Source organism: Kribbella shirazensis (assembly GCF_011761605.1).
Classification (GTDB): Bacteria; Actinomycetota; Actinomycetes; order Propionibacteriales; family Kribbellaceae; genus Kribbella; species Kribbella shirazensis.
The window spans coordinates 1,345,830-1,371,905 of sequence record NZ_JAASRO010000001.1 but is presented as its reverse complement, the minus strand read 5'-3'; the positions used below and the strand labels follow the sequence as shown (position 1 = coordinate 1,371,905).

The 26,076-nt window shown below is 70.0% G+C and carries 29 protein-coding genes; 11 read left to right on the top strand and 18 right to left on the bottom strand.

From position 1 onward, the window contains the following. Positions 1-27: 27 nt before the first annotated feature. Positions 28-903, top strand: a complete 876-nt coding sequence (locus tag BJY22_RS06740; protein ID WP_167204459.1) for a hypothetical protein — start codon at positions 28-30, stop codon at positions 901-903. Here BJY22_RS06740 and BJY22_RS06735 read toward each other — a convergent pair. The 4 genes from BJY22_RS06735 to BJY22_RS06720 all read right to left on the bottom strand — a co-directional run bounded on the left by BJY22_RS06735 (position 890) and on the right by BJY22_RS06720 (position 3,757). Continuing rightward, the gene (locus BJY22_RS06735) at positions 890-1,282 is read right to left on the bottom strand and encodes a GNAT family N-acetyltransferase (protein WP_167204457.1); all 393 of its coding nucleotides are present in this window, start codon (positions 1,280-1,282) and stop codon (positions 890-892) included. The two genes, BJY22_RS06740 and BJY22_RS06735, sit on opposite strands and share 14 nt — an antisense overlap. Then, a complete protein-coding gene (locus tag BJY22_RS06730; RefSeq protein ID WP_167204455.1) occupies positions 1,279-2,025 on the bottom strand; it encodes a phosphotransferase in 747 nt (248 codons plus the stop codon). Before BJY22_RS06730 ends, BJY22_RS06735 begins: the two co-directional genes overlap by 4 nt. A gap of 43 nt (positions 2,026-2,068) precedes the next feature. Then, positions 2,069-2,425, bottom strand: a complete 357-nt coding sequence (locus BJY22_RS06725) for a helix-turn-helix domain-containing protein (RefSeq protein ID WP_167204453.1) — start codon at positions 2,423-2,425, stop codon at positions 2,069-2,071. A gap of 177 nt (positions 2,426-2,602) precedes the next feature. Beyond that, on the bottom strand, positions 2,603-3,757 hold the full coding sequence (locus BJY22_RS06720; RefSeq protein ID WP_167204451.1) for a trans-sulfuration enzyme family protein: 1,155 nt from the start codon (positions 3,755-3,757) through the stop codon (positions 2,603-2,605). Between the two features lie 133 nt (positions 3,758-3,890). Between BJY22_RS06720 and BJY22_RS06715 the strand changes: the two genes are divergently transcribed. Further along, the gene (locus BJY22_RS06715) at positions 3,891-4,424 is read left to right on the top strand and encodes an Lrp/AsnC family transcriptional regulator (protein ID WP_167204449.1); all 534 of its coding nucleotides are present in this window, start codon (positions 3,891-3,893) and stop codon (positions 4,422-4,424) included. 62 nt (positions 4,425-4,486) lie between these two features. Here the strand turns inward: BJY22_RS06715 and BJY22_RS06710 are convergent, their stop codons facing one another. The 4 genes from BJY22_RS06710 to BJY22_RS06695 all read right to left on the bottom strand — a co-directional run bounded on the left by BJY22_RS06710 (position 4,487) and on the right by BJY22_RS06695 (position 7,763). Further along, the gene (locus BJY22_RS06710; RefSeq protein ID WP_337758295.1) at positions 4,487-5,506 is read right to left on the bottom strand and encodes an LLM class flavin-dependent oxidoreductase; all 1,020 of its coding nucleotides are present in this window, start codon (positions 5,504-5,506) and stop codon (positions 4,487-4,489) included. A gap of 123 nt (positions 5,507-5,629) precedes the next feature. Then, positions 5,630-6,157, bottom strand: coding sequence for an NAD(P)H-dependent oxidoreductase (locus tag BJY22_RS06705; RefSeq protein WP_167204447.1), 528 nt, complete (start codon positions 6,155-6,157; stop codon positions 5,630-5,632). Positions 6,158-6,201: 44 nt separating this feature from the next. Then, positions 6,202-6,615 carry a hypothetical protein gene (locus BJY22_RS06700; protein WP_167204445.1) on the bottom strand — a complete coding sequence of 138 codons (414 nt, stop codon included), beginning with the start codon at positions 6,613-6,615 and terminating at the stop codon, positions 6,202-6,204. Continuing rightward, a complete protein-coding gene (locus BJY22_RS06695; RefSeq protein WP_167204443.1) occupies positions 6,615-7,763 on the bottom strand; it encodes a M4 family metallopeptidase in 1,149 nt (382 codons plus the stop codon). Before BJY22_RS06695 ends, BJY22_RS06700 begins: the two co-directional genes overlap by 1 nt. Before the next feature lie 116 nt (positions 7,764-7,879). Here BJY22_RS06695 and BJY22_RS06690 point away from each other — a divergent pair, with 116 nt between their 5' ends. Next, a complete protein-coding gene (locus BJY22_RS06690; RefSeq protein WP_167204441.1) occupies positions 7,880-10,117 on the top strand; it encodes a HelD family protein in 2,238 nt (745 codons plus the stop codon). 96 nt (positions 10,118-10,213) lie between these two features. Here the strand turns inward: BJY22_RS06690 and BJY22_RS06685 are convergent, their stop codons facing one another. Together BJY22_RS06685 and BJY22_RS06680 are read right to left on the bottom strand one after the other, a co-directional pair. Continuing rightward, positions 10,214-10,786, bottom strand: coding sequence for a hypothetical protein (locus tag BJY22_RS06685; protein ID WP_167204439.1), 573 nt, complete (start codon positions 10,784-10,786; stop codon positions 10,214-10,216). A gap of 11 nt (positions 10,787-10,797) precedes the next feature. Then, a complete protein-coding gene (locus BJY22_RS06680) occupies positions 10,798-12,540 on the bottom strand; it encodes a PHP domain-containing protein (RefSeq protein ID WP_167204437.1) in 1,743 nt (580 codons plus the stop codon). Between the two features lie 107 nt (positions 12,541-12,647). Between BJY22_RS06680 and BJY22_RS06675 the strand changes: the two genes are divergently transcribed. Further along, the gene (locus BJY22_RS06675; RefSeq protein WP_167204435.1) at positions 12,648-13,343 is read left to right on the top strand and encodes a hypothetical protein; all 696 of its coding nucleotides are present in this window, start codon (positions 12,648-12,650) and stop codon (positions 13,341-13,343) included. Then, positions 13,241-14,137, top strand: coding sequence for a M23 family metallopeptidase (locus BJY22_RS43250; RefSeq protein ID WP_420371416.1), 897 nt, complete (start codon positions 13,241-13,243; stop codon positions 14,135-14,137). Before BJY22_RS06675 ends, BJY22_RS43250 begins: the two co-directional genes overlap by 103 nt. A gap of 3 nt (positions 14,138-14,140) precedes the next feature. Here BJY22_RS43250 and BJY22_RS06665 read toward each other — a convergent pair whose 3' ends face one another. Continuing rightward, the gene (locus BJY22_RS06665; RefSeq protein ID WP_167204433.1) at positions 14,141-14,434 is read right to left on the bottom strand and encodes a DUF1905 domain-containing protein; all 294 of its coding nucleotides are present in this window, start codon (positions 14,432-14,434) and stop codon (positions 14,141-14,143) included. A gap of 89 nt (positions 14,435-14,523) precedes the next feature. On the opposite strand from BJY22_RS06665, the gene BJY22_RS06660 reads away from it, so the two are divergent. Beyond that, positions 14,524-14,889, top strand: coding sequence for a VOC family protein (locus BJY22_RS06660; protein ID WP_337758293.1), 366 nt, complete (start codon positions 14,524-14,526; stop codon positions 14,887-14,889). A 224-nt stretch (positions 14,890-15,113) separates the two neighbouring features. Here BJY22_RS06660 and BJY22_RS06655 read toward each other — a convergent pair whose 3' ends face one another. Together BJY22_RS06655 and BJY22_RS06650 are read right to left on the bottom strand one after the other, a co-directional pair. Beyond that, positions 15,114-15,344: a hypothetical protein gene (locus tag BJY22_RS06655; RefSeq protein ID WP_167204431.1), complete on the bottom strand. Its 231-nt coding sequence runs from the start codon at positions 15,342-15,344 to the stop codon at positions 15,114-15,116. A gap of 205 nt (positions 15,345-15,549) precedes the next feature. After that, positions 15,550-16,314 (bottom strand): SDR family NAD(P)-dependent oxidoreductase, encoded by a 765-nt coding sequence (locus BJY22_RS06650; RefSeq protein WP_167204429.1) that lies wholly within the window; start codon positions 16,312-16,314, stop codon positions 15,550-15,552. 95 nt (positions 16,315-16,409) lie between these two features. On the opposite strand from BJY22_RS06650, the gene BJY22_RS06645 reads away from it, so the two are divergent. Together BJY22_RS06645 and BJY22_RS06640 are read left to right on the top strand one after the other, a co-directional pair. After that, positions 16,410-17,033, top strand: a complete 624-nt coding sequence (locus BJY22_RS06645) for a MarR family transcriptional regulator (RefSeq protein WP_238350302.1) — start codon at positions 16,410-16,412, stop codon at positions 17,031-17,033. 62 nt (positions 17,034-17,095) lie between these two features. Continuing rightward, positions 17,096-17,461: a VOC family protein gene (locus BJY22_RS06640; RefSeq protein ID WP_167204427.1), complete on the top strand. Its 366-nt coding sequence runs from the start codon at positions 17,096-17,098 to the stop codon at positions 17,459-17,461. On the opposite strand, the gene BJY22_RS06635 is transcribed toward BJY22_RS06640, so the two are convergent. Continuing rightward, positions 17,452-18,321, bottom strand: a complete 870-nt coding sequence (locus tag BJY22_RS06635; protein ID WP_238350301.1) for a DUF3152 domain-containing protein — start codon at positions 18,319-18,321, stop codon at positions 17,452-17,454. The two genes, BJY22_RS06640 and BJY22_RS06635, sit on opposite strands and share 10 nt — an antisense overlap. 712 nt (positions 18,322-19,033) lie before the next feature. Further along, on the bottom strand, positions 19,034-19,534 hold the full coding sequence (locus BJY22_RS06630) for a GNAT family N-acetyltransferase (protein WP_167204425.1): 501 nt from the start codon (positions 19,532-19,534) through the stop codon (positions 19,034-19,036). Positions 19,535-19,582: 48 nt separating this feature from the next. On the opposite strand from BJY22_RS06630, the gene BJY22_RS06625 reads away from it, so the two are divergent. Further along, positions 19,583-21,124 carry an LCP family protein gene (locus tag BJY22_RS06625; RefSeq protein WP_167204423.1) on the top strand — a complete coding sequence of 514 codons (1,542 nt, stop codon included), beginning with the start codon at positions 19,583-19,585 and terminating at the stop codon, positions 21,122-21,124. Between the two features lie 57 nt (positions 21,125-21,181). Here the strand turns inward: BJY22_RS06625 and BJY22_RS06620 are convergent, their stop codons facing one another. Then, positions 21,182-21,898: a VOC family protein gene (locus tag BJY22_RS06620; RefSeq protein WP_167204421.1), complete on the bottom strand. Its 717-nt coding sequence runs from the start codon at positions 21,896-21,898 to the stop codon at positions 21,182-21,184. A gap of 62 nt (positions 21,899-21,960) precedes the next feature. Continuing rightward, the gene (locus BJY22_RS06615) at positions 21,961-22,539 is read right to left on the bottom strand and encodes a TetR/AcrR family transcriptional regulator (protein WP_167204419.1); all 579 of its coding nucleotides are present in this window, start codon (positions 22,537-22,539) and stop codon (positions 21,961-21,963) included. 102 nt (positions 22,540-22,641) lie between these two features. Here BJY22_RS06615 and BJY22_RS06610 point away from each other — a divergent pair, with 102 nt between their 5' ends. Further along, on the top strand, positions 22,642-24,219 hold the full coding sequence (locus BJY22_RS06610) for an ABC-F family ATP-binding cassette domain-containing protein (RefSeq protein ID WP_167204417.1): 1,578 nt from the start codon (positions 22,642-22,644) through the stop codon (positions 24,217-24,219). Then, positions 24,206-25,042, top strand: coding sequence for a Vgb family protein (locus BJY22_RS06605; RefSeq protein ID WP_167204415.1), 837 nt, complete (start codon positions 24,206-24,208; stop codon positions 25,040-25,042). The genes BJY22_RS06610 and BJY22_RS06605 overlap by 14 nt, the downstream gene beginning before the upstream one ends. A gap of 9 nt (positions 25,043-25,051) precedes the next feature. Here BJY22_RS06605 and BJY22_RS06600 read toward each other — a convergent pair whose 3' ends face one another. After that, positions 25,052-26,047 carry an aldo/keto reductase gene (locus tag BJY22_RS06600; RefSeq protein ID WP_167204413.1) on the bottom strand — a complete coding sequence of 332 codons (996 nt, stop codon included), beginning with the start codon at positions 26,045-26,047 and terminating at the stop codon, positions 25,052-25,054. Positions 26,048-26,076: the final 29 nt, after the last annotated feature.

Genomic DNA, 26,076 nt, shown 5'->3' with positions numbered 1-26,076 from the left:
AGGTGGAATTTCGGCCAGGGTAGAGCCATGGGAGACGTCAGCGAACGGTTCTGGGCGAAGCTGCCGGACGGCAGCCGCGACGCCCTCGTCAACGGGTTGAGCCAGTCCGAGCTGCAGTCCGTCCTGCTGGACGTGACGCGGGAGCGGGCCGCCAAGGTGAAGCCGTCGCGGTTGCTGCAGCGCTGGAAGCAGGACCGGTTCGTCTGGCCGTCGACCGTCGACCCGCGCGAGCTGGTGAAGACGCAGCAGCGGCTGTGGGAGTTGCTGCCGGAGAAGTTCGCTGGCGTTCAACTCTCACCGGTGGCGCCCCTGGGCACCTGCTCGGCGGTGGCGACGATCAACCAGCACCAGGTCGTCAGCACGATCCGCGGGACCGAGGTCGCGAGTGATCCCACCAACGAGCTCGCGATCGAGGCCGCCGTACGACGTCGCGCCGGGCAGGACCGCGTACACCTGGCGACCTGTCAGCGCGTCGTCCGGGCGCAGCCGTTCGACGCGCCGGGGCTGACGGCGCACTTCGAGCTGTTCGCACTGGTGTCGAGCGCCCGCGACACCGGGTCGTGCCGGACCGAGGCCGAGCTGCTGATCGACCACCTGAGCTTCTGGCAGGCCGTGCTGGGGGAGAAGGCCGATCTCACGTTCACCGCGTTCCAGGAGTCGGCGCTACGGGACCGGATCGAGGACACGGTCCGCCCGGCGCTCGGGGTCGCGTTCACCGAGGACACCGAGCGGACCAAGAGCGCGAACTACTACGCCGGTACGGCGCTCGGGATCGGCGTCAACGGCGAAGGGCTCGGCGACGGCGGCTTCACCACCTGGACCGCGGACCTGCTCGGCGACGCGAAGGAGCGCTGCCTGACGTCCTGCATCTCCACCGAGCGGCTGACCGCTATCGGAGTTTGAGCAGCCCCGCATCGGTCGGACGGAAGCCGCACGCGTCCAGGTAGAACGCGGTCAGGTGCGGCTCGAAGTCGACGTGCAACCATTCGCAACCGGCCCTGCGCGCCTCCTCCGCCGCTGTCACCACGAGCTGTTTGCCGATGCCGCGCCGGCCGTGGTCCGGATGGACGGCGGTGTCCAGCACGAACGCGTGCGCGCCGCCGTCCCAGCACACCTGCACGAATCCGACGAGCTGATCGTTGCTGAAGGCACCGACCCAGGTCAGCGCCCACCGCTCCAGCCGCTCCGCCCACGGCTGCACGTCCAGCTCCCCCTCGAAGGCCGCAGCATGCAACGCGGACAACGCGAGATCATCCACCGCGAACCGTACGACGTACCTCACAGCATCCCCACCGCGGCTTCCAGGCGGGCGTTCCACTCCTCGCCCGCACCATCAGGCAGATCCGCCCAGCTCAGATATCCCTGCACCATCACCGACGGCAGCACGACGCCGAGCCCGTCGACGGCGCCGTACGCCGCCAACGCCTCCGGCCACCGGCTGGGCTCGACGGACGAGACCAGGAACCAGGCGAGATCCAGTACGCCGGGCGCGGCCGACACGTCCTCCCAGTCGAGGAAGGCGACCTCGCCACCCGGGCCGGTCCGGAGGTTCTGCGCGGAGGCGTCGCCGTGCACCAGCGTCAACTCGCCGGCCGACGCGACCGCCCGCTCCACCTCCTGCACGCGCCCGACCAGCCGCTCGCCGAAGTCCCGCACCGGCGCGCTCATATCCCGCCGCTCCGCCAGGACCGGCCACGTACGGTCGTACAGCTCCGCCACCAGGTCCACGCCGGCTCCGACCGGCCGCAACCACGGCCACCGCTCGTACGCCTGGCCCACCCATCGGTCGTGCAGAGCTCGCAGCGCCCGCGCACCTGAGGCCGGCTCGGCGCCCGGCGTCCAGGCGGACAGATCTTCCAGGACAAGCAGTGTCCCGTCCGCGGTCTCCTCGGCCTGGTGGCACTCCGGGACTCGGACACCGACGACGGGCGCGATCTCCCGATAGAACCGCAGCTCGGACGCGGCCATCTTCAGCACGTCCGGAATCGACCCTGGTACTGCGGGAGCGCGACGCTTCACATGCACCAGGTCAGGCTAGAGACATCGGCCGCCCGGCGTGACTGGTTTTCTACGCGACGAGCGTGTACGCCGTCGCCGGAGCGGAGTACGCGCGCGGGCCGGACGGGATGCGGCGGGCCGAGCGGTCCTCGACGCGAATCGCGGCCGTCTGCAGCTGGACCGGCAGCGTGGACCGGACCGCGGTGGTCAGGTCGAACTGCACCTCGGCCAGCAGGTCGGACAGCTCGAGGTCGAGCGCGCGGCAGATCGCGGCGAGAATCTCCGAGGAGGGCTCCTTGCGGCCGCGCTCGATCTCGGACAGGTACGGCACCGACACCTGAGCCAGCTCGGCGAGCTCACGCAGGGTGATGCCCCGCTCGCGCCGCAGCCGGCGGAACACGTTCCCGATCACCTGGCGTAGCAACACGACTGGCCCTCCTCGCCTCCGGAACTCCTGTACCGAGTGTGCCATCCCGCAAGACCCCGCCGCCCCCGTTCTGCCCTCAGCAGATCGCGCCGCCCGGTTCTGCCCTCCGCAGATTCCCCACTTTGTGCGCCCACCGCCCATTCTGGCGGCCCAGAAATGGGCGGTGGGTGCACAAAGTCACCCGTGGGCGAGGGCGGTGGTTAGGTCGTTGGTTAGGTCTTCGGGGTCTTCTAGGCCGAGGCTTAGGCGTAGTAGGGCCTCGGGGGGTTTGGCCTCGGCGGCTACGAGGCGGTGGGTTAGTGCGGCGGGGTGCTGGATCAGCGTGTCTACGCCGCCCAGCGAGACCGCGTGGGTGATGAGCCTCAGGCCGCTTGCCACCCGCGATGCGGCGTCGTACCCGCCGCTGAGCGTGAAAGCGAGCACCGCGCCGGGGCCTGACTGCTGGCGGCCGATCAGCCCGGCCGGATCGTTCAGGCCGGGGTAGTACACCCGCTCGACCGACGGCTGCGCCGACAGCCAGTCCGCGACCTTGATGGCGGTCGCCTGCTGCGCCCGCACTCGCACCGGCAGCGTCTGCAGTCCCCGATGCAGTTCGTACGCGGCCAGCGGGTGCAGCAGGCCACCTGTCACAGCGCGGATCTGCCGGAGCCGGCCGACCCACTCCACGCCGGCCGCGACGACGCCTCCCATCACGTCGCCATGGCCGCCGAGGTACTTGGTTGCCGAGTGCAACACCAGGCTCGCCCCGTGACGAGCCGGTTGCTGCAGGACGGGGGTCGCGAAGGTGTTGTCCACCAGCACAGGTACGTCGCCGGCCGCGGTGGCGACGCCCGCGATGTCGACGAGGTCGACGGTGGGGTTGGCCGGCGTCTCGACGATCACCAGCCCGGTGTCCGGACGGATCGCGGCGGCGACCTCGCGCGGGCCGACGTACGTCACGGTTGTCCCCAGCAGGCCTGTGGATAACAGGTGGTCGGTGCCGCCGTACAGGGGTCGTACGGCGACCACGTGCGGACGGCCCGCGGCGACGGTGGCGAGCAGGCAGGCGGTGAGCGCGGCCATCCCGGAGCCGAACGCGACCGCGCCGTCGGTGTGCTCGAGCTCGGCGAGCGCGTCCTCGAACCGCGCGACGGTCGGGTTCCACAGGCGCTGGTAGACGAGGCTGCCGCCGTCCGGGCCGCGGCCCTGTGTGAGTTCGTCGTACGACGCTCCGCCGGTGTCGACGCTCGCGAGCGGGTAGGTCGTGGACAGGTCGATCGGCGGAACGTGGACGCCGAGCGCGGCCAGGTCGTCGCGGCCGGCGTGCACCGAGCGGGTGTCGAGCTGCGTCATGAGGCCTCCTCACCGGTGGGGTGATGGCGAGGATGGAATCTTCTGCGATTGAGCCGCAAGAGTTCCGAAGAAAATTCGTCCACAGGCTCATCCACACGCTGTGGATTCTGTGTATGAGCTCTACAGTGGGGGCATGCCGAAGGATCGTCGGAGCCCTGGACCGGCTCCGCGGCCGGTTCCGGAAGGGCTGGACGAGGTGGACCGGAAGCTGGTCCAGCTGCTCACGGCCGACGGCCGGATGCCGAACAACGCGCTTGCCGAGGCGGTCGGCATCGCGGCGTCGACGTGCTTGACCAGGGTCCGGTCGTTACGCGAGCGCGGCGTGATCCGCGGCTTCCACGCCGACGTGGACCTGACCGCGCTCGGTCAGCCGCTGCAGGCGCTGATCGCGATCCGGATCGGCGCGCACTCCCGCGACGAGATCGACCGGTTCCGCACGAAGGTTCCCCGGCTGCCCGGGGTGCTGTCGCTGTTCCACGTCAGCGGCGCCAACGACTACCTGTTGCACGTCTCCGCGGCGACCCCGGACGCGCTCCGCGAGTTCGTGCTCGACCATCTGACCGCGGATCCCGCGGTCAGCCACGCGGAGACGAGCCTGATCTTCGAGCACGTCCGGGGGATACCGGACGCGCACCACTCACCAACCTCACACCCAGCGGGAAGGTGAGACTCGAGCGACCGGTGCTCCGGCCGTTCGCGGGCTGTTACTGAGTGCGGGAGGTCCGCCGATCAGCGCGGCTTCAGGCCCCAGGCCTCAGCGAGGAGCTGGAACGAGCGGCGGCGTTCCGCGGGGTCGTGGATGTTCGTGGTGATGATGAGTTCGTCGGCGCCGGCAGCGTCGGCCCGGCGCCGGAGGTCGGTGGCGACCTGCTCGGGAGTGCCGACGGAGACGAGACCGGCCCACTCCTCGACGGCCGCCTCCTCGGCCTCCGACCACGGATAGGCCGCAGCCTCCTCCGGGGACGGCAGCGGTCCCGGACGGCCGGAGCGCAGACGGAGCATGGACAGCGCGTTGGCGCGGGCGAGCTGCTGCGCACGCTCCTCGGATTCGGCGACGATCGCGGCCAGCGCCAGGATCGCGTGCGGCGCACCGTCGTGGCCGGCGTGCCGGTAGTTCTCCTTGTACGCCGAGATCACGCCGGCCGGATCGAGTGTCCCGAAGTGGCCGGCGTACGCGAATCCGGTACCGAGGGCGGCGGCCGCCTGACCGCCGTACGTGCTGGAGCCGAGGATCCACACCGGCGGCAGCGGTACGTCGTCCGGCTGCGCGCTGATCGGCTCGAACGGGTGCCCCGCGGGGAACCCTTCGGCGTACGCGCGGAGCTCGGCGTACTGCTCGGTGAAGTCGTCCGCCCCGAGCGCCTCACGGCTGCGGCGCAACGCGAGCGCGGTGCGCTGGTCGGTACCGGGCGCCCGCCCGATGCCGAGGTCGATGCGGTCCGGGTACAGCCCGCCGAGGACGCGGAACGTCTCGGCGACCTTCAGCGGCGAATGGTTCGGCAGCATGATCCCGCCGGAGCCGACGCGGATGGCCGACGTCGCGGCCGCGACCGCCGCGATCATCACCTCGGGACTGGTGCTCACCACGCTTGGGATGTTGTGATGCTCCGCCAGCCAGAACCGGTGGTAGCCGGTTGCCTCCGCGGTACGGGCCAGTTCCAGCGTCTCGTGCAGCGCCTCCGACGGCCGCGTGCCCGTCGGCACCGGCGAGAGATCGAGCACGGACAGGGGCATCGGTTCGGCGCTCACGTCCGGAAGCCAACTGTCGCAGCGGGCGCCGTATTCCCGGCACACGAACGTCCACGCAGGCAAAAGTTCCCGATCGGCCCGGTTTTGGGCGCGAAACGGGACTTCTGCCTGCGTGGAGGTTCGCTAGCCCGGGTACGGCGTGTTCGCGCGGGCGTCGCGCAAGGGGCGGGCCCACCAGGCGAGCTGGCGGAGGAGTGCGGCGGCGGCCGTGGAGGTGGTCGGGTCGGCCGGCTCACCCTCGGGCGTGAAGTCCTCCTCGCGGAAGCCGAGACTGTCCCGGATCGTCACCGCGTGCAGCTCGCCGAAGACCAGCCGGAGCTGCTCGGCCGCCCGCAGTCCGCCCGATCGCCCGCCGTACACGACGAACCCGACCGGCTTCGCGTACCAGGGCCGCCGGACCGCGTCGATCGCGGACTTCACGTCGCCGGGGTACGCGTGGTTGTACTCCGCTGTGACGATGATCACTGCGTCCGCGTCCCGGATCCGTGCCGGCAAGTCGGCGAGCGGTACGGCGCTCAGATCGATCAGGTCGAGCTTGAACTCGTCGGCGCGCTCGACCTCGCGCTCGAACCAGCGGGTGACCGCCGTCCCGAACCGCCCCGTCTCGAGGTTGCGCGTCAGCACGACGAGCCGCAGCGGATGAACAGTCACTCGAACGACGCTAATACCTCAACAAGCCTTGAGGTCAAACCGTCTCAGTGGACAGTCGGGTACGGCGGTTCCTCCCACCGCGGCCGCTGCCGCACCGGGGCCGACCGCAGCCCGGCGATCGCCAGGCCGGCGATGAGCAGACACACCGCGGCGACCGGCCAGCGGACCGGCGCGATCAGTACCGGGCCGAACAGGACCAGTAGACCGGCGCAGGCTCCGGCGGCGCCGAGAGCGGTGCCGAAGCCGGCTCGGTTGCGGCCGATCAGCAGCGTCAGGGCGACGAGCGCGATGATCACCACGACGCCCGCGGGGAAGATGCTGAAGATCGCCACGTAGCCGTGCGGATCACAGGGCATGTCGCAGGGTGCGGACAGCATCGTGACCGGTTGCAGGATCGCGGCCGCGGCGATCACGAGCATGGCGATCGCGTTCGCCGGCCAGAGCCAGTGCCGCGGCATCAGGTGGCCGGAGTCGGTCCGGCGGAGGTCTCGCGGTCGGGAGGTGGGGGAGAGGGCGGCTTCGACGGCTGCAGCCCGGTCTGAGCCGCCGACAACAACTCGGACTCGGTGGGTGCGGGCTCTGTGGTTGTGTCGAGGACGCCGACCGTCTGCCAGGCCTTGGTCACCGCCGCGAGATGCGCCGAGTCGTCCCCGAAGAGCTCGCGGGCGGCGGCCCGGGTGGCTTCGGCGAAGGTCTTGAAGTCGGCGGATTCCGGCAGGTCGCCCGACGTCAGCGTGGCGTACCAGATCTTGCCCGCGTCGTCGTACGCGTTCCCGCCGATCTCCGTCGCGGCCAGGTAGAACGCACGGTTCGGGATGCCGGAGTTGATGTGGACGCCGCCGTTGTCGTCGTCCGTCTCGACGTACCCGGACATGTCGGCGGGCTGCGGATCCTTGCCCAGCCGCGGATCGTCGTACGCCGTCCCGGGCGCCTTCATCGACCGCAGCGCGACCCCTTGCACCCCCGGCAGGAACAGCCCGGCGCCGATCAGCCAGTCGGCCTCGGCCGCGGTCTGGCCGAGGGCGTGCTGTTTCGCGAGCGAGCCGAAGACGTCCGAGATGCTCTCGTTCAGCGCGCCCGACTGGCCCTCGTAGGTGAGGTTCGCCGTGTACTGCGTGACGCCGTGCGTCAGCTCGTGGCCGGTGACGTCGATCGACGACGTGAAGTGGCCGAAGATCTCGCCGTCCCCGTCGCCGAACACCATCTGCGCACCGTCCCAGAACGCATTCGCGTACCCGCGGTCGTAGTGCACCGTCGAGGTGAGCACCAGCCCGGCGCCGTCGATCGAGTCGCGCCCGAAGCACTCCTTGAACAGCGTCCAGGTCGCGCCCGTGCCGTCGTACGCCTGGTTGACCGTCTGGTCCTGGACCGGGTCGTCGCCCTCGGAGCGCGCGAGCGTGCCGGGCAGGTCGGTCCCGTTCTCGGCGTCGTACACCTCGCGCTTCCGGCCGCCCGCCGCCGTGACGCGCTCCCGGCCGGCCGCGGGCCGCGTTCGCAGGACGGCGTCGTGCCGCAGCGACTGCCGGATCCGGGCCCGGACACTGGGATCAGCCGCGGAGCGCTCGAGTTGCTCGAGCAGGTACGGCGGGACGATGGCGTGGAACACGGGTACAGGAAAACCCGTTCACGGGATAAACTCAAGGATTTGTGGCTGCCGCCGAGCAGAAATTCAGAATGCGACCTGAAAGCCAACGGGACGCATTTTAACACAAGGGGTAGGAATTGCCGAATCCGGTTGATGCCGAACAGGCGCACCTGACGACTTTCTACGCCGCGCTCGACACCGAGCGGGCGCGGACCGAGGCGCGGACCGACGAGGAACTGCTCGTCCGGACCCGCAACGCCCAGGCGCTGAACCAGCGCGACGGGCGGATCCGTGACCTCAAGCTCCGGCAGGCCAGGCTGAGCTCCGCCGAGGAGGGTCTGTACTTCGGCCGCCTGGACACCGCGGACGGCGAGATCCTGCACGTCGGCCGGCTCGGTCTGCACGACGACGACTACGAACCGCTGCTCGTCGACTGGCGTGCTCCCGCCGCGCGGCCGTTCTACGTGGCGACCGCGGTGGCGAACCACGGCATCGTCCGCCGCCGCCACATCCAGACCCGCCTGCGCCGCGTCGTCGACGTCCAGGACGAGCAGCTCGACCTCCGCCGGGAGGCCGCCGACCCGTCGAAACCCGGGACCGGCGTGATCGGCGAGGCCGTGCTGATGAAGGCGCTGGAGGCCCGCCGTACCGGCCGGATGGAGTCGATCGTCCAGACGATCCAGGCCGACCAGGACCGGATCATCCGCTCCGAACTGCCCGGAATCCTCGTCGTCCAGGGCGGTCCGGGAACCGGTAAGACCGCGATCGCGTTGCACCGCGCGGCATTTCTGCTCTACACACACCGCGAGCAACTGGAAAAGCGCGGAATTCTCGTCGTCGGGCCGAATGCGGCGTTCCTGCGGTTCATCGGCCAGGTGCTCCCGTCGCTCGGTGAGGACGGTGTCCGGCTGGTCACGATCGCCGAGCTGTACCCGGGGCTGACCGCGACCCGTCCGGAGTCGCCCGAGAGCGCCGAGGTGAAGGGCCGGACCGTGATGGCCGAGGTGATCGCGCAGGCGGTGGCCGACCGGCAGTGGATCCCCGAGCGGCCGGTCCGCGTGACCGTCGAGCGGACCGCGCTCACCCTCGATCCGTCGGTCTGCGAGGCGGTGCACGCCCGCGTGCGGAACCGCAATCTCACCCACAACCAGGCGCGCCCGTTCGTCCTGAACGAGATCACCGACCATCTGACCCACCAGTACGCCGACCTGATCGGCACCGATCCGCTCGACGGGGAGCAGCTGCTCGACGAGTACGACCTGGCCGAGCTGCGCAACGAGGTCCTCGCCGAGCCCGCCGTACAGGCACTGCTAGAGAAGCTGTGGCCGTTGCTCAGTCCGCAGAAGCTGCTGGAGGACCTGTACGGCGACGAGGACCGGCTCGCGTCCGCGGCACCGCAGCTGTCCGCGCTCGATCGCGAACACCTGCTGCGGTACGGCGCCGACTGGAGCCCGGCCGACGTACCGCTGCTCGACGAGGCGGCGGAGCTGCTCGGTGACGACGGGACCGAGGCGGCGCGGGAGCGGGCGGCCCGGGCGCGCGCGATCGCTTATGCACAAGGGGCTCTGGACGTTCTCTCCGGGTCGGGCTCGACCGACTTCGACGAGGACGACGACGCGGAGATCCTTACTGCGAAGGACATTCTCGACGCGGAGGCGCTGGCTGAGCGGTACGAGGCGGACGACGACCGGACGCTCGCCGACCGGGCGGCTGCGGACCGGCGGTGGACGTACGGTCACGTGATCGTCGACGAGGCGCAGGAGCTGTCGCCGATGGCGTGGCGGGCGATCGCGCGGCGGTGCCCGCTCCGGTCGATGACGGTGGTCGGTGACGTCGCGCAGACGAGTTCCGTCGGCGGCGGGACGTCGTGGGCGGGTGCGCTCGGCGAGACGTTCGGCGACCGGTGGCGGCTGGCGGAGCTGACGCTGAACTACCGGACGCCGGCCGAGGTGATGGAGCTGGCGAACGCGGTACTGCGTGCGGTCGACCCGTCGGCGCGGGCGCCGCAGTCGGTCCGGTCCACGGGCGTGAAGCCCTGGCATCTCGACGTACCCGCGGCCGAACAGGCGTTGACCGTCTACAAGATGGCGGCCGAGGAGACGGCGCACGGCGAGGTGGGTGTGATCACGTCGCGCAGCCGGCTCGAGCTGATCCAGGAGGCGGTCGACGGACTCGCCGGCGTCACCGTCCTGACCGCCCGCGAGGCGAAGGGCCTCGAGTTCGACTCCGTCCTGGTCGTCGACCCCGACGGCATCGTCATCGAGTCACCCCGCGGCCTCCGCGACCTGTACGTCGCCCTCACCCGCTGCACCCAACACCTGGGGGTCGTCGGCGCACTACCCGAAGTACTACGGGACTCTTCTGCCTGGGGATAGCGATCGCAGGGCCATCACAATCCGCAGGCGACCAACGCATTGAGCGCACATCCCCGTCGACGGGGACGATTGTGATGGCCTGCAGGTCGGTGCCTCTCAGTGATCCGCGCAGCACTTCTGTTGGTGCTGGAGTTCGAAGGGGATGAGGACGTTGCCGACGGCCGGCTGGACCTGGAGGACCAGGCGGCCGTCGCGGCGGACCGGGCGGACGAAGTCGAGGGTGTCGATCAGCGTGTCGTCCTCGACCGGTACTCCGCCGATGGCTTCCAGGCGATCGATGCCGCAGCGGGTGCGGAGTTCGGCCGCGGGCAGTACGCCGTGCGCCTGCTCGTGACCCGGCCAGCGGACCACGCGTCCCGTCGTACCGAGGGCGGCCTCGACCGCGGCGACGTACGCGCCCCGGACCAGCCGGCTCGGCCCGGCGAGCTCCGGCTCGGACGCTCCGGGCCGGGTGATCGCCAGGCCGACGTTGCGGTCGGCAACCATCGCGCGGACCGGGTCCGCGAGGTCGGCGGTGCTGGTCAGCGAGACCGCGACATGCGGCCGGTCGTCGCCCGACACCATATGGGTGAGGGCGACGACCGGCTGGTCCAGGCCGCCGATCAGGTCGTACAGCAGGTGGTCGGCCGCGGCCGTGTCCGTGCTGCCGGCATCGATCGCGATGATCACAACAGAGTTCCTTACTTCGGGAGCACCCAGATCGGGTTGGTGTAGAACCACAGGTCGACCCACGGGTCCGCGTCGCCGACCACGTCGAGCTTCGGCCCGGCCGGGTCCACCGCGGCGCCCCGGTAGCCGGGCTGGCTGCGGTTCCCGTCGGTACCGCGGACGCGCACGTACTGCGCCTCCTCGGCGCGACCCAGCGGGTACACGAGCTCGAACGTGCCCCGCTTGCCGGAGGTGTCCCACTGCTTGACGACCTTGGTGTTCGGCGCGGTCATCGTGTCCTTGTCGGCGACCGGTCCGGTCACCGAGCCCTGGATCACGTCGACGCGGTTGAGCGCCGGCACGAAGTTCGCCCAGTTCGGCATCGTCTGCGTGGTGATCCGTACGACGAGTTCGATCGCGCGGCCCTTCTTCACGATCAGCGCGCCGCCGAGCGGTTCGCCGTACCGGTTGCCGACCTCGCGCACCTCGACCTCCACGCCCTTGACGAGCGCGCCGTGGTCGACCCAGACGCGGCCGTTGCGCAGGCCCTCCATCACCGCGAGGTAGTCGCGGCGGTCGGCGCCGACGTGCGTACGGCTGTAGTAGCCCGGCCAGAAGTCGCCGGCGGTGGTGTTGACGGCGTTGCCGTAGACGGGGTCCATGTACCGGCCGTCGCGGTTGAACTGCTCCTGGCTGGAGCCGTCGGGGCGACGGGCGGTCTCGTTCCAGTTCACGTGCGAGTCGGAGTTCGCGGTGATCCACCACGGCTTGCCCTCGGCGAGCAGGCTGTCCCAGAGGCCGCCGACGGTCGCGGTCATCCAGTCGAAGCCGCCCCAGGTGCGGTAGCTCTCGGCAGGGTAGCCGGGGAACGAGTTCGGGTTCGGCGAGTTGCCGTAGTACCCGCGGGCGCTGCCACCGCCGAGCGGCTTCGGCAGGCCGGCCGCCTGGTGCCCGGGCGCACCCTCGAAGCCGATCGCGATCCGCGGGTCGGCGTCGCGCCAGTTGCGGATCTCGTGCGGGCTGTCGATGCCGTTGCGGGCCGGGTGGTTGGCGAGGAAGAGCGCGTCCGCGACCCGGCGCCGGTCGACCTGCTGACCGAGCCACTGGATGCCGGACACCGCGAGCGCCTCGTTGGCGGGCGAGTTCGAGCTCGCGTTCTTCACGCTGCCGTCGTAGGTGTTCTCGAACTGCTTGAGGACGTCGACCTCGCGGCTGCCCGGTGCGACGAAGACCGTGCCGTGCTCGGCGGACGGGATGTTCCACTCCAGGCCCTGGAAGATCAGCGTGTCGCGCAACTCGGCGCGGGCCGCCTTGATCTGCGGGTTGACCAGGTCGACACCGATCCGCGCGTGCGTCGCGCCGCCGTGGTCGGTGATGACGAGCCAGTCCAGGCCGTACGCCGCGGCGTGCCGCGCCTGGTCGATGACGCGGTACATGCCGTCGGAGCTCAGCTGGGTGTGGATGTGGTGGTCACCGGCCAGCCACACGTTCGGCCGGCTGCCCTGCTGAAAGACCCAGCCATCCTTCGGCGCGGTCGCGGCGGCGAGTTGAGCGCCGGTGACCGCGAGGGCCGCCGTACCCCCGAGAATCCCGGCCGACCGCAACAACCCCCGCCGCGAAACCTCCCCCGGCGACAGCTCCCGATCCGGCACCGACTCGTCCAACGCCGCCAACGTCGCCTGATCCAACTCGGTGTTCGGATGATGATGGTCGTGCCCGTGCCCGTGACCATGCCCGTGACCGTGGCTGTGCGAGTGCTCGTGCGAGTGCCCCATCGGTTGTCCTCTCGTGGCGGAATCCGGCGGGATCATCGCCTTTTTCCATGACCACGAGATGTGCGGGCGGTGAACAGATTCCCGAGCCGAGCCATGGACAACGGAAAGTGACGAAGCTTCAATGGCTGGCGGGGGGATTCATGAACGGAGAACCGTATTCACGCACGCATTGTCACCAGCGAGGCGAGCACGGTAACGCGACTTTGGCGGCTCTAGGGGGTGTGGCCGTCGGCATCATTCTGGTGCTGCTGGCATGGCTCGTGGTGTTGATGACGAAGGACGATCCAGCGACGCGAACGGCAGGCACACCGCCGCCGGCATCGACCGCGCCCGCAGCGTCGGCACCCGTATCGGTGATAACGAAGACCCTCGCGCCGAAGCCCTCGGTCAAGGAGACCTCGAACGCGACGCCGGCGGGGAAGGACGTCCGGTCGTTGCCGGCCGGACTCTTCTGCCGGGATCTGAAGGCCAAGGGATACAGCTACGTCGCAGCCTTGGACTACTGGCGGCTGCACGGGCAACCCGATCAGATGGATGCCGACCGCAACGGAATTCCCTGCGAGACCGTGTATCCGCGGACTGATGTCGCCGCCTACTGGAACGGCCGCGAGATCAGCGGCATCGTCTTCTGGTCATCGGGGCTGTACTGCCGCGACCTCGCCGCGCTTGGTGCGTCGTACGCCGAGGCGGTTCGGTACTGGTGGTACTACGGGATGCCGGATCGGATGGATGCGGACAAGAACAGCGTACCGTGCGAAACGGTGTACTCGGCCGCGACTGTCAGCTCCTTCTGGTACCCGTGACACGTCGGGCCTGGGCTGCCTTTTTCGTAGCTGCAGTGGTTGTCGGCGGTTGTGGATTGGTCGTGCTGTCGGCAGCGGGCGTCTTCGACCGCGCGCAACAGCCGCCCGCGCCGTCGAGCACGCTGCGTTCGACGCCGCCACAGACCAAACCGCCACAGACCAAACCGCCACGGACGACACCGCGACAGACGACACCGGCACGACCCATCACTCCGGCGCGTCCCACCACTCGTGGAAAGCCGAGCACGCCCGCGCGGCCGGCCACGGTGCATCAGTACGTGTTTCCGGTGAGCGGATGCCGGGCGGATGCTTCGCAAAGTCACCATGACTACCCGGCGTCGGACATCTTCGCGGACGTCGGATGCCTGTTCGTCTCGCCTGTCGACGGACGAGTGGACGAGGTGACGAGGGTCGACTCGTGGGATCCGAACACCAACCGTGGCGCTGACCGCGGAGGGCTGTCGGTTTCTGTGCTCGGAGCCGACGGCGTCCGGTACTACGGCTCACACCTCTCGTCGATCCAGCCCGGTATCGCGCCAGGTGTGATCGTGCGGGCGGGGCAACCGCTGGGACGGACGGGGAACACGGGGAGTGCCCGAAGGACAGCACCACACCTGCACTTCGGTATCAGTTGGCCGACCGGACCCAACGCTTGGTGGATCCGGCGTGGCGCCGTCGCGCCGCAGCAGTTCCTGAACAGTTGGCGCCACGGCGGCCAACTATCACCTGCTGCGCTCGTCGCGACGAGCCGCCGTCAGTACGGCGTGGATCGCGGCTGCCGCTCCTACTGCTGACCGTCAGCGGGCGCGGTGGGTGTGGAGGAGGTCGAGTTCTCGGGGAGCTGTGTCGAGTTCGACGTCGATCTCCAGTACGTCGCCTGCCGCGACGCCTGCCTCGGCGCGGCGGTCCGCGCTGACGCCTAGCAGGTACCGGCCGCCCATGCGCGCGATCGACGTACGGAAGGTGAATCCGTTGACGGTGACGCTGACCTTCGGGCGGGCGCCGCCGCCGAGTGCCTCGACGACCGGCTCGGGTACTTCGAAGCCGGCGGTGTTCTTGCCCGTGGCCAGCAGTTCGGCGGTGAACTTCATCGCTCCATCATCCGAGCCGAGCAGGTCATGTCGAGAACCGGCCGACGGGTCCGACGTACCCGTTGTCAGTGTCAGTGAGAGGAGAGATCGTGGGGAAGCCTGTTCTGAACAGCATGCTGCTCGGGAGTACCGACGCCGAGCGGTTGAAGGCGTGGTACCGCGACGGCTTCCGGGCGGAGGTCGACGGGTACGGGAACCTGGACCTCGGCGGGTTCGGTCTGGTGATCGAGCAGCGCGACGACGTCGCGGCCAAGACCGCGGAGCCGGGCCGGCACATCGTGAACTTCGCGGTCGACGACATCGAGGCCGCGGCCGCGCACCTGCGCACGCTCGAGGTGGAGTGGCTGGTGCACCCGGAGGACCGCGGTATCGGCTGGTTCGCGACGGTGATCGACCCGGACGGGAATTACGTCCAGCTCATCCAGATGAAACCGGAGTACTACGCCGGAAAGTGAAAAACGTTCGCACCGGACCTGGGGGATCCGGTGCGAACGGGATTTGCATTGTCAGGCGCATTTACAGGGGAGAAAGCGGGCGGCAGGCGAGGAGCAGAGCGCCACCTTCGCCTACCGCCCGATGACCGGTGCCCTTGAGTGGTCGAGGTGAGGCGACTCGACCTGGCGACGTTCCGCGTGGGTTGTCTGGTGAGGACGGAACGCGAAAGGTACCGGAGCCCTTGTCAGCGGGGTGCTACGTCCCACATGCGCTCGCCGGGCAGGGGGTCGGGGAGCTTGTCGACGGCCGGCATCGGGTCGTTGGTGACCCGCAGACCGGCGAACCGACGGCTCATGGCGTTTGCGTACCGCTCGGCCAACGCCGGCTCGGCGTTGTAGTCGGCGATCACGTGCTCACCGAACCAGACACGGACACGTCGGCGCTCAACGGTCTGGGTGGCGGTGGCGGTTGTCACTGGTCCTCCTGGCTGTTACATCGAAGGGTGGACGGCCTCGAGAAACGCGGGCGAGCGCGGTGACGATGCGCCGTGTTGTGTTCACCGTCACGTCAGATCCAACGGAGAACGCCGAGCCGAGGTCACGCCCGGATCCGGAATTTCTGGCCGACCGGCAAAACTTTTTCGGCCCGTGCCGGAATCCGTTCTTCGGGCAGATGTTCGATTACCCGAACGGACCGCGCACCGAGACGCCGCCGTCGAGTACGACCTGCTGCCCGGTGATGTACGACGCCGCGTCCGAGGCGAGGTACACCACCGCGCCGGCCACCTCCTCGGAGCGACCGAACCGGCCGGCCGGGATCTCCTCGACGACCTCGGCGTCTACCGTCGCGTTGGCGACCGCGGTGGCGATCGCGCCGGCCGCGGCGACGTTCATCCGGATCCCGTCACGCGCGTACTCGGCGGCGACCGTGCGGGCCAGGCTGAGCAGCCCGGCCTTCATCACGCCGTACGCCGCCTGCTCCGGCGCGGCCATGAACCCGGTCACCGACCCGACGCTGACGATCGTCCCGCCGGTGCCCTGGTCGAGGAAGACGCGCAGCGCCGCCCGGACCGCGCGGGCGACGTACCGGAGGTTGACCTCGTAGATCGTGTCCCAGTCCTCGTCGGCCATCTCGTGCAGCTTCACCGCGGGCACGAACGCGACCTGTCCGCCGACGACGGTGACGAGTACGTCGAGCCCGCCGAGCTTCTCGACCGCACCCGCGACCATCGCCTCGATGTCGGTCGCCGAGCGGACGTCACCGGAGATCGGGTATGCCGTACCGCCCGCTGCCCGTACCGCGTCCGCGGCCTCCTCGGCGCGCCGCGGATCGAGGTCCGCGACCACCACCGCCGCACCTTCGTTGCCGAAGGCCTCGGTCGTCGCACGGCCGATCCCGCCGCCACCGCCACCGATCACCAGGGCCCGTTTCGCACGCAGCTGCATGGGCGGAGCGTATGTCAGCAACGTCGCGAGATTCACAGGGATTCCTCAGGAAAGACACGCCGAAGCTGTCGGAAGGGCTCCGTAGGCTGGACAGCGTGACCATCGAAGACGCACGCATCAGCCCGCCGTCGAAGGGATCCGAGAACGAGCCACGGGTGGCCAACACCCTCGTCGTGCCCGAGCGAGTCATCGGGGGTGTCGTGCCCTCGCCGGTGCGGACCGGCCCCGCGGGGATCGCGGCCGTCCAGACCGAGCACCTGATCAGCGACGTCGGCGACGCGCTCCGCCTGCTCGACGCGGTCGAGCGCGTCCGGGGTCACGCGCATCCGTTGATCCTCGGTCTGCAGGAAGCGGTCGGGATGAAGATGCCGGCGGCCCTGGTGCTGAGCGCGATCGCGAACGGTCGCGGCACCTCGGACGCGGTCGCCCAGCAGGTCGGCATCACACCCGGCGAGGCGGAGCTCGCGATCGCCGACCTGGAGGCGCTCGGCATGGTCCGGACCGCGCCGGCGTTGGCCGTCACCGCGATGGGCCAGGCCCGCCTCTCCCAGCTCGACGGCCTCACCGTCCGCGTTCTCGACGTCATCACCGGCATCCTCGGCCCGACCGACGCCGGCCACCTCGTCCGCCTCCTCCACACCGTCGCCGACGGCCTCGAGTCAGCCTCCGTGGCCGCCGCCGTCAACCCGGTCCACCCCGAGGTGGTCGTGCACGAGTAGGTGTCGAAACGCGTCGTTCAGTCTCGACGTAGCTGGTGTCAGGCCAATTGAGGAGGCATCAGATGTTTCACGACACCAAGGCGTTCAGCGGGTTCTCGGTGGACGACATCCCGGCGGCGAAGGAGTTCTACGGAACGACGCTGGGCATCGACGTCGGCGAGGAGAACGGGATGCTGCAGTTGCGGATCGCGGGCGGGAATCCGGTCCTCGTGTATCCGAAGGAGAACCACGTGCCGGCGGAGTACACGGTGCTGAACTTCCCGGTCGGCGACATCGAGGCGACGGCGCGTGAGCTGGTCGCGCGCGGCATCGCGTTCGAGAAGTACGGCGACACTCAGGACGAGCTCGGGATCCATCGCGGCGGGGGCCCGTTGATCGCCTGGTTCAAGGACCCGGCGGGCAACGTGTTGTCGATCATTCAGGAGTGAGGGATCGGGTCGTCGTACTGGCCCGGACGGCCGTCGTAGGCGAGGCCGTTGAGGTACGGCCAGGCGTACGCCGTGCAGCCGTGCAGGCCGAGGCTCTGTTGCTGCATGACCGGCGCCGGCCGGCCCGGCCCCCGGCACAGCTCGTGGCCGCGGCCGAGCCGGTGGCCTGTCTCGTGGTTGATCATGTACTGCCGGTACGTCGTCAGCGACGCGCGGTACCCCCGCACTCCGTGCACCCATCGCGCCACGTTCAGCACGACCTGGTTCCCGATCCGGCAACTCGTGTACCGGTCCGGCGCCCCACCACAGATCAGGTCCCGCGTCGCCGGCGTGACCAGCATGACCGTGAAGTCGGAGTTCGTTCCGGGCCCGACCTGCTGGAACCGCCACGCCCCGCGCGACGCCCAGCCCTGCGCACCGCCGTACGTCACCCGCACGAACCGCGCGAACCCGGCCCGGTCGATCCCCGCGATCCCGCCCTCGACGGCGACCTGGAAGCGCAGCAGAGTCCCCGCCCTACCGATCACCGCGGGATCCCCGGGCAGTACGCCGTACGACCGCGTCCCCGCCACCGGGTACGAGATCGCTTCCGCCGGTGCCGCACTCCGCGGCGCCGACTGCGGCGCTTCCGGCGCGGGCGGCTCGAGCGGCACGGCCGGGGTGAGCGGCTGGAGCGGCCGGAGCGGCGCGGCCGGGGTGAGCGGGTGAAGCGGCGCGGTCGACTGGACGGACGCCGGTACGACGCCGCGCTCCGGGAGCCCGTGCCGCGTGAACGGGCTGGCGGGTAACTGGAACATCGCCCCGACCGCGACCACCGCCGCGATCGCGAGTCCGACCGATCTGACCACAGTCCAGCGCATCCGGTGAGCTCCTCACGGCACGCCCGGGCGGGCGTGTTCTCACTGTCTCCTTGCCACTGTGCCCCCATCTGCTCCTCCGTCCACAGGTGGAGCCCGGATTTCCACCTACTGTTTTGATACACCCCTGCCGACCGCCGCCGTCCCCGCGCTCACCGCGTGGGGTACGGCGCCCGCACCCCGGCTGACCGCCGACGTGGACCGCGACGGCCTGCTGACCCGCGCCGACGACACCGGCAAGTCCACCTGGACCGCGGGCCGCGGCGCGATCTTCCTCCCGAACCTGGACGACGACGAGCGCCGCTGCACGGTCGACCCGGCCGAGCTCGAAGCACCCGGCCGCGCGGTCGACGACAAACTCGCCGCCTGCAACGACGCGGCCGACGACCGGATCAACGGCCGCCGCGACGCCGCGGACCTGGCACCGCTCACCATCGATGCCCAACGCAACCGTTCCGGCGACGCGACCCGGCACGCGACCGACCTGCGCCGCGGCCTGCGGCTGCTGCGGGTGGCCACGCTCATGCCGCAGAACGACCTGCCGCCCGCGCGAACGGTCCTGGCCGGCCAACCAGCCGAGGGCAACGGGTGGTGGGGCGGCGAGGCGCCGTACCCGGACGGCGTGCCCGGCGAGTGGCGGCCCTTCGCATCAACGTTGCGTAAGGCAACCACGTCGGCGGGCGCCCGGCTGCGGTTCGTGAAGGGGCCCGCGGTGCTACGCCCTGGTGGTCCGGAAGCGGAGCGTCGGGTAGGTCGACTCGATGAACCCGAGGCCGCGGTAGAGCTCGATGCCGTCGTCGCTCGCGTGCAACTCGACCTGACCGACGCCGGTCTCGTCCCGGAACCAGTCCATCAGCGCGACCACACACGCCCGTGCCAGCCCACGCCGCCTGAACGCGGGCTCGGTGGACACGTTGTACAAGTGGCCACGAATCGTGGTCAGGTCCCTCGGGCCCGGCGGGTGCACGTACACGTTGCCCGCCGCGCCCGCGACCACGCCGGCGTTCGGGTCGTCGACGACGTACGCCGCGAACGTGTCCGGCGTGGCGAGCTGTTCGGCGAACCAGTCGAGCGCGGTCTTCCGCCACGGCGCGTCCGGCCCGCCGATGTCGTTGCCCATCGCGGCGAGCATCAACCCGCGCAACCGGACCAAGGACTCCGCGTCGTCAGCCCCTGCTCGTCTGACCAGCGCCCGTCGTACCTGAATGTCGGTCACCTGGTTGATGATGCCAACTTTTTGCCGGGTCGGTGAATCGTAGAGGGCATGACCCCGAGCAGAGCGGCACGCGCAACGCGGGCACGCCGTTCGGGTCCACGGCGGCGGACCGCCCTCGGCGCCCTGGCGATCGCCCTGGCCGGCATCCTGCTCCCCGGTACGGCGTACCTCGTCGCTCGCCGGACCAGGCTCGGCTCGGTGCTGATCGTCGTCAGCCTCGCGCTGTACGGCGGCGCGGCGTACGTCGGCCTGCGACAGCGGGACGCAGTGATCTCGTGGGCGCTCGATCCGTCGTGGCTGCTGTGGATGATCGCCGGCCTGGCCGCTGTCGGGCTCGCCTGGATCGTCGTTCTGGTCACGTCGTACAAGATGCTCCGCCCGCTGACCTCCGGACCTGGTTCACGCGGGCTCGGGGCGCTGGTCATCGGCGGGGTCTGCTTCGCGCTGACGGTGAGTACGGCGACCGGCGCGCAGACGCTGATGGCGCAACGGGACCTGGTCAACAAGGTGTTCGGCGAGTCGAGGAGCCAGACGCGGCCGACCATCAACTCGACCCAGGACGTCTGGAAACAGATACCCCGGCTGAATGTTCTGCTGCTCGGCGCGGACGACGGCGACGACCGTCAGGGGACGCGGACCGACACGGTGATGGTCGCCAGTATCGACACCCGGACCGGGAACACGTCGCTGATCTCGCTGACCCGGAACTTCATGCGGATGCCGTTCCCGGCCGGCTCGCCGCTGCACAAGATCTACCCGACCGGGTTCTGGAACCCGAACGGGGAGAAGGAGCAGCCGGAGTTCTACCTGGACGCGATGTACCGGAACATCCCGAAGCTGCACCCCGGCATCCTCGGTCCGTCGGACAACGAGGGCGCGGACGTACTGAAGGTGTCGGTCGGCGAGGCGCTCGGGCTGCGGATCCACTACTACGTGCAGGTCAACCTGGCCGGGTTCGCGCAGCTGGTCGAGGCGCTCGGCGGGATCACGGTGAACATCAACTATCCGGTCCCGGTCGGCGGCAATGACGACAAGAACATTCCGCCCAGCCGGTACCTGCAGCCTGGGCCGAACCAGAAGCTGAACGGGCCCGACGCGCTGTGGTTCGCGCGCGGGCGCTACAAGGTCCCGACCGCGGACCTCGCCCGCCAGGCCCGGCAGCGCTGCACGGTCAAGGCGATCGTGGAGCGCGCGACGCCGCAGAACGTGCTCACCAACTACAACGCGATCGCGAAGGCCGGCGAGCAACTGATCCGCACCGACATCCCGAAGAACATGCTCGCCGCGCTCGTCACCCTCGGCCAGCGGGTCAAGACCGCGAAGATCACCAACATCGACCTCGACAAGAAGAAGAACTTCCCGAACGGCCGCAACCCGAACTACGCCGGTATGCGCGAGATCGTGGCACAGGCCCTCACCCCGGTCCGGCGTACGACGACGCCGCCGCGCAAACTCACCACCGCGCCGCCGTCCACCGCGACCCAGCCGCGCACCACACCCAAGACCACCACACCCAAGACCGCCACACCCAAGCCCGACGCCGGGGACCTGACCTCGGCCTGCGCCTACAACCCGGGACCGCCCGGCTAGGCGACCGCCGCGCCCTCCTGCGCCGCCTTGACCGCGACCGCGCGACCGATCCCGCGCCTACTCTCGCGGTGCGGTCAGGATGCAGAACTCGTTGCCGTCCAGGTCGGCCATCGGGATCGCGGCGGCGCCTTCCTGGCCGCTCTCGAGCCGGGTCGCACCGAGCGCGATCAGCCGCTCCACCTCGGCGTCCACGTCGTCGCCGGCGGGCACGACGAGGTCGAGGTGTATCCGGTTCTTCGGTGCTTTCGGGGCGACCGGCCCGCCGCCCCAGGCGACCTTCGGTCCGCCCGTCGGCGCCTGGATCGCGGTCTCCTCGTTCTGGTCCCAGACCAGCGGCCAGTCGAGCGCCTTGCTCCAGAAGTACCCGACCTCCCGCGTGCCGTCCGAGGCCACCTCGCCGAAGAACGCGGTGTCAGCGAGGAACTTGTTCCCCGCCTCGATCACACAGAACTCGTTGCCTTCCGGATCCGCGAGGACGATATGTCCTTCCTCCGGCCGCTGCCCGATGTCGAGGTGCCGGCCCCCGAGCTCGAGCGCCCGCGCCACCGTCTCCTGCTGGTGCTCGGGCGTCTCGCTGGTCAGGTGGAAGTGGATCTGGTTCGCACGATCCTTCTCGACGTCGCTCGGCAGGAACCGCAGCCGGAAGGGGGTCTTCTCGTCGGGCAACAGCTCGTTCCCGTCGGCCCGCTCCCAACCGAGAAGGCCGGCCCAGAACCGCGCCAGCCCGGCCGGATCCTTCGCATCGACCGACAGTGCGTGCAGCGTGATGCTCATGGAAATCTCCTCCGTGCGCGGGCTGTCACCGTACGGCGCGGCTGATCGCGCAGGCAAAGCAATTAGCGCACCGACGCCGCCGCGACCCGCGCGTGGTGATCGGCCTCGGACCGAGACATCGGCTTCCGGAGCAGGACCAGCTGGTGGTACAGCGGCGCGGTCGCGGTGAGCAGGAGCTGATGCGCGTCCACGCCTGCCGGGATCTCGCCGCGCGCCACGGCCCGCTCGACGACGAGTGCGGTGCGCGCGTAGCGGTCCTCCCAGAAGCGGGTCAGTGCCTCGGCCGCTTCCGTCGTACGGAACGACGCGGCGATCACCGCCTGGGTGATCGACGGGCGGGCCGTGAGCGCGGCGTGGACCTCACGGTTGACCGCGATCAGGTCGCCCTCCAGCGAGCCGGTGTCGGCCGGCTCCCAGGAGTCGTCGGCACCGGCCGCGAGGAGGTCGACCAGCAGGCCGGCCACGGTCTTCCAGCGCCGGTACAGCGTCGTCCGGTGAACGCCGGAGCGCGCCGCGACCGCGTCGATCGTGAGGCCGTCGTACCCGTGCTCGGCCAGCTCTGCCTCGACCGCCGCGAGCACGTCCGACCGCACCCTGGCCGTCCGTCCTCCCGGCCTCCTTGCGCGCACCGCATCGGTCATGGCATCATCTTAACGCAACGTCCGTCGCATTAGGGAGTAGCCAGTGATCTTCTGACCCGCCGTTTCGCTCATCACGAACCCGCGAGAGTCAGGAGGATCCTCATGTCTACCCAGCTGTCCCTGCACGACGTCACCAAGTCCTACGACCACCGTCCGGTCCTCGACCGGGTCACCTGCGCCTTCCCGCCGGGACAGGTCAGCGGCCTGATCGGCGAGAACGGCTCCGGCAAGTCGACCCTGCTCCGGATCCTGGCCGGTCTCGAGCCCGCCACCGACGGCACGGTGAACGCCGCCGGCAGCATCGGGTTCCTGGCGCAGGACAACCCGCTGCCACTCGAGCTCGACGTCCAGGCGCTGGCCGATCACGCCCTCGCCGACCTGCGCCGGATCGAGGCACGGCTGCGCGAACTCGAAGACCTCCTCGCCGAGGGACAGGTCGACGTCCTGGGCGAGTACGGCGAGTTGCAGACCGTCTTCGAGCTCCGGGAGGGGTACGACGCCGACGCCCGCTTCGCCCGTGCGACGTACGGGCTCGGGCTGTCCACGCTGCCCGGCGATCGGCGCCTGTCCGAACTGTCCGGCGGCGAGCTCGCGCGGCTGCACCTGGCCGCGGTACTCGCGTCGTCACCGGAGATCCTGCTCCTCGACGAGCCGACGAACCACCTGGACGTCTCAGCCGCGACCTGGCTGGAGGACCACCTGCGGTCCCGGCGCGGTACGACGGTCGTCGTGTCACATGATCGTGCCTTTCTGGAGCGGGTCGCCTCCACGCTCTTCGAGGTCGACGGCGACACGCATCGAGTGACGCGGTACGGCAACGGCTTCCAGGGCTACCTGCACGAGAAGGCGGCGGAGCGGGCTCGGATGGAGCAGGCTCGGCAGCAATGGGAGGACGACGTCGCGGAGCTGCGCGTGCTCGTCCGCACCACGGCCGACCGGGTCGCGTACGGACGCCCGATGACGGACAGGAACAAGGTCGCGTACGACCGGAAGACCGGCCGCGTCAACGAGGCGGAGCGCAGCAAGATCCGCAACGCGAAGGAGCGGCTGCGCCGGTTGGAGGAGGACCCGCCACCGGTGCCGGCGAAGCCGCTCCGCTTCACCGCCTCGATCCGCACGACGGGTGCGCCCGCCGGACTGGACGCGGTCGGCGTCGCGGTCGCGGATCGACTGCAGCCGATGTCGCTCGACGTATCCGCTGGTGGTCGCGTCCTGATCACCGGGCCGAACGGAGTCGGCAAGTCGACATTGCTGGCCGTCCTCGCCGGAACGCTCCCACCGGATTCCGGGTACGTCGACCGGAGCGGGAGGATCGGCTACCTCCAGCAGGACGTGGAGGAAGCGCGACCGGACGACACCCTGCGTCAGGCCCTCGCACGCCATCCGGGCGCGGCGCCCCTCGGACTGTTCCGCCAGGAGCAGCTGCAGACGCGGGTCGGCGCGTTGTCGACGGGCCAACGCCGACGTCTCGCGCTGGCACGAGTACTGACCACGCCGTACGACGTACTCCTGCTGGACGAACCGACCAACCACCTGTCGCTCGTCCTGGTGGAGGAACTCGAGGAAGCGCTGGACCGGTACGCCGGTGCGCTCGTCGTCGTCAGCCACGACCGCCGCTTCATCTCCCGCTGGCGCGGGACCCTCGTCGAACTGAAGGAGAACACCTGTGTCAGTCAGTGAATTCGCGGTCGACGGCGCGCCGTACGGCGTGGTCGCGGCCGGCGGTGAGGTGTGGACGACCCTCGTCCACACCGGCCTCGTCGCGACCGTCTCGGGCCGGATCTTCGACCTCGACGCACCGCAGTCGCGCCCGAGCGTGATTGTCGACGGACCGGACGACGCCGTCTGGTTCACCCGGAACGGCGACGACCGGATCGGGCGGATCGGGTACGACGGTGTGGTGTCGGCGGTCGAGCTCGCCGGAGCGCCGTACGGACTGTGCGTCGGGCCCGACGGTGCGCTGTGGTGCACGCTGATGAGCACCGACGCGATCGGGCGGATCACGGTGGACGGCCACGTGTCGACGTACCCGATCGGGACGACGGGCGCGTTTCCGGGGATGATCACGGCGTACGCCGGCGACCTGTGGTTCACGCTCAACCAGGCCAACGCGATCGGGCGGATGACGACGAGCGGCGAGGTCACCACCTATCCCCTGCCGACGCCTGCGGCCGGTCCGGTGGGAATCAGCGCGGGTCCCGACGGCGTCTGGTTCACCGAGCTGCTCGTGAGTCGTGCCGGGCGAATCACGGTCGACGGGAAGATCGAGGAATTCGCTCTTCCTGCCGACTCCAAGCCGCACGCCGCAGCCGCGACGCCCGACGGCGGGTGCTGGCTCACGCTGTGGGCAGGAAGTGCCCTGACGCGATTGGATGCCGACGGCAACATCACCGACGAGTTCCCACTGGGCAAGGACTCCGAGCCGCACGGCCTGACTCTCGACGCTGACAACTCGATCTGGGTGGCGCTGGAAACCGGCTCCTTGGCTCAGCTTCGACCATGAGGGCCCGGGTCAGTTGCCGACACCGAGGCTGGACATGAAGGCGGCCGGGTAGCGGTCGCCGCGGGCGGCTCCCCGGGGAACGGCCTGTTCGACGGCCGCGAGATCGTCGGACGTGAGGTGGACGTCGACCGCGGGAAGTGCCTCGCTCAGACGTCGACGGGAGCGGGCGCCGACCAGCGGGACGATGTCGTCGCCCTGAGCAGCCACCCACGCGATCGCCAGCTGGGCAACCGTGCAGCCCTTGGCGTCGGCCACCGTGCGGAGGGCGTCGACGAGTGCGAGGTTGTGGTCGACGTTCTCGCCGGTGAAGCGCGGGCTGGCGGCACGGTGGTCCCCGGGTCCCGCACTGTGACCCGCGGTCCAGTGGCCGGAGATCAGTCCGCGGCTGAGTACGCCGTACGCCGTCATCCCGATGCCCAGCTCGCGGAGCGTCGGCAGCACCTCCGGCTCGACCGCGCGCGAGACCAGTGAGTACTCGACCTGCAGGTCGGCGATCGGGTGCACGGCATGCGCCCGGCGGATCGTCTCGGCGTCGACCTCGGACAGTCCGATGTGCCGGACGTACCCCGCGTCGACCAGGTCCTTGATCGCGCCCACCGTCTCCTCGATCGGCACGTCGGGATCGCGCCGCGCCGGGCGGTAGATGTCGATGTAGTCGGTGCCGAGTCGCGTGAGGGAGTGCGCGAGGAACGTCTTCACCGCCGCGGGACGCCCGTCGACCCCGAAGTACTGCAGTCCGGGACCGGCGAGCATGCCGAATTTCACGCTCAGCTGATAGCTGTCCCGCGGCCGCCCCCGCAGCGCTTCGGCGAGCAGCAGCTCGTTGTGGCCCATCCCGTAGAAATCGGCGGTGTCGACGAGGGTGACGCCGGCATCCAGTGCGGCGTGCACGGTGGCGATGCTCTCGGCGCGATCGGACTCGCCGTACGCGCCCGACATCGCCATGGCGCCGAGGCCGAGCGCGGAGGCGGTGGGTCCGGTCTTGCCGAGCGTTCGTGTCTGCACGATGATCTCCTTCGGTCGATTTCCTCCAC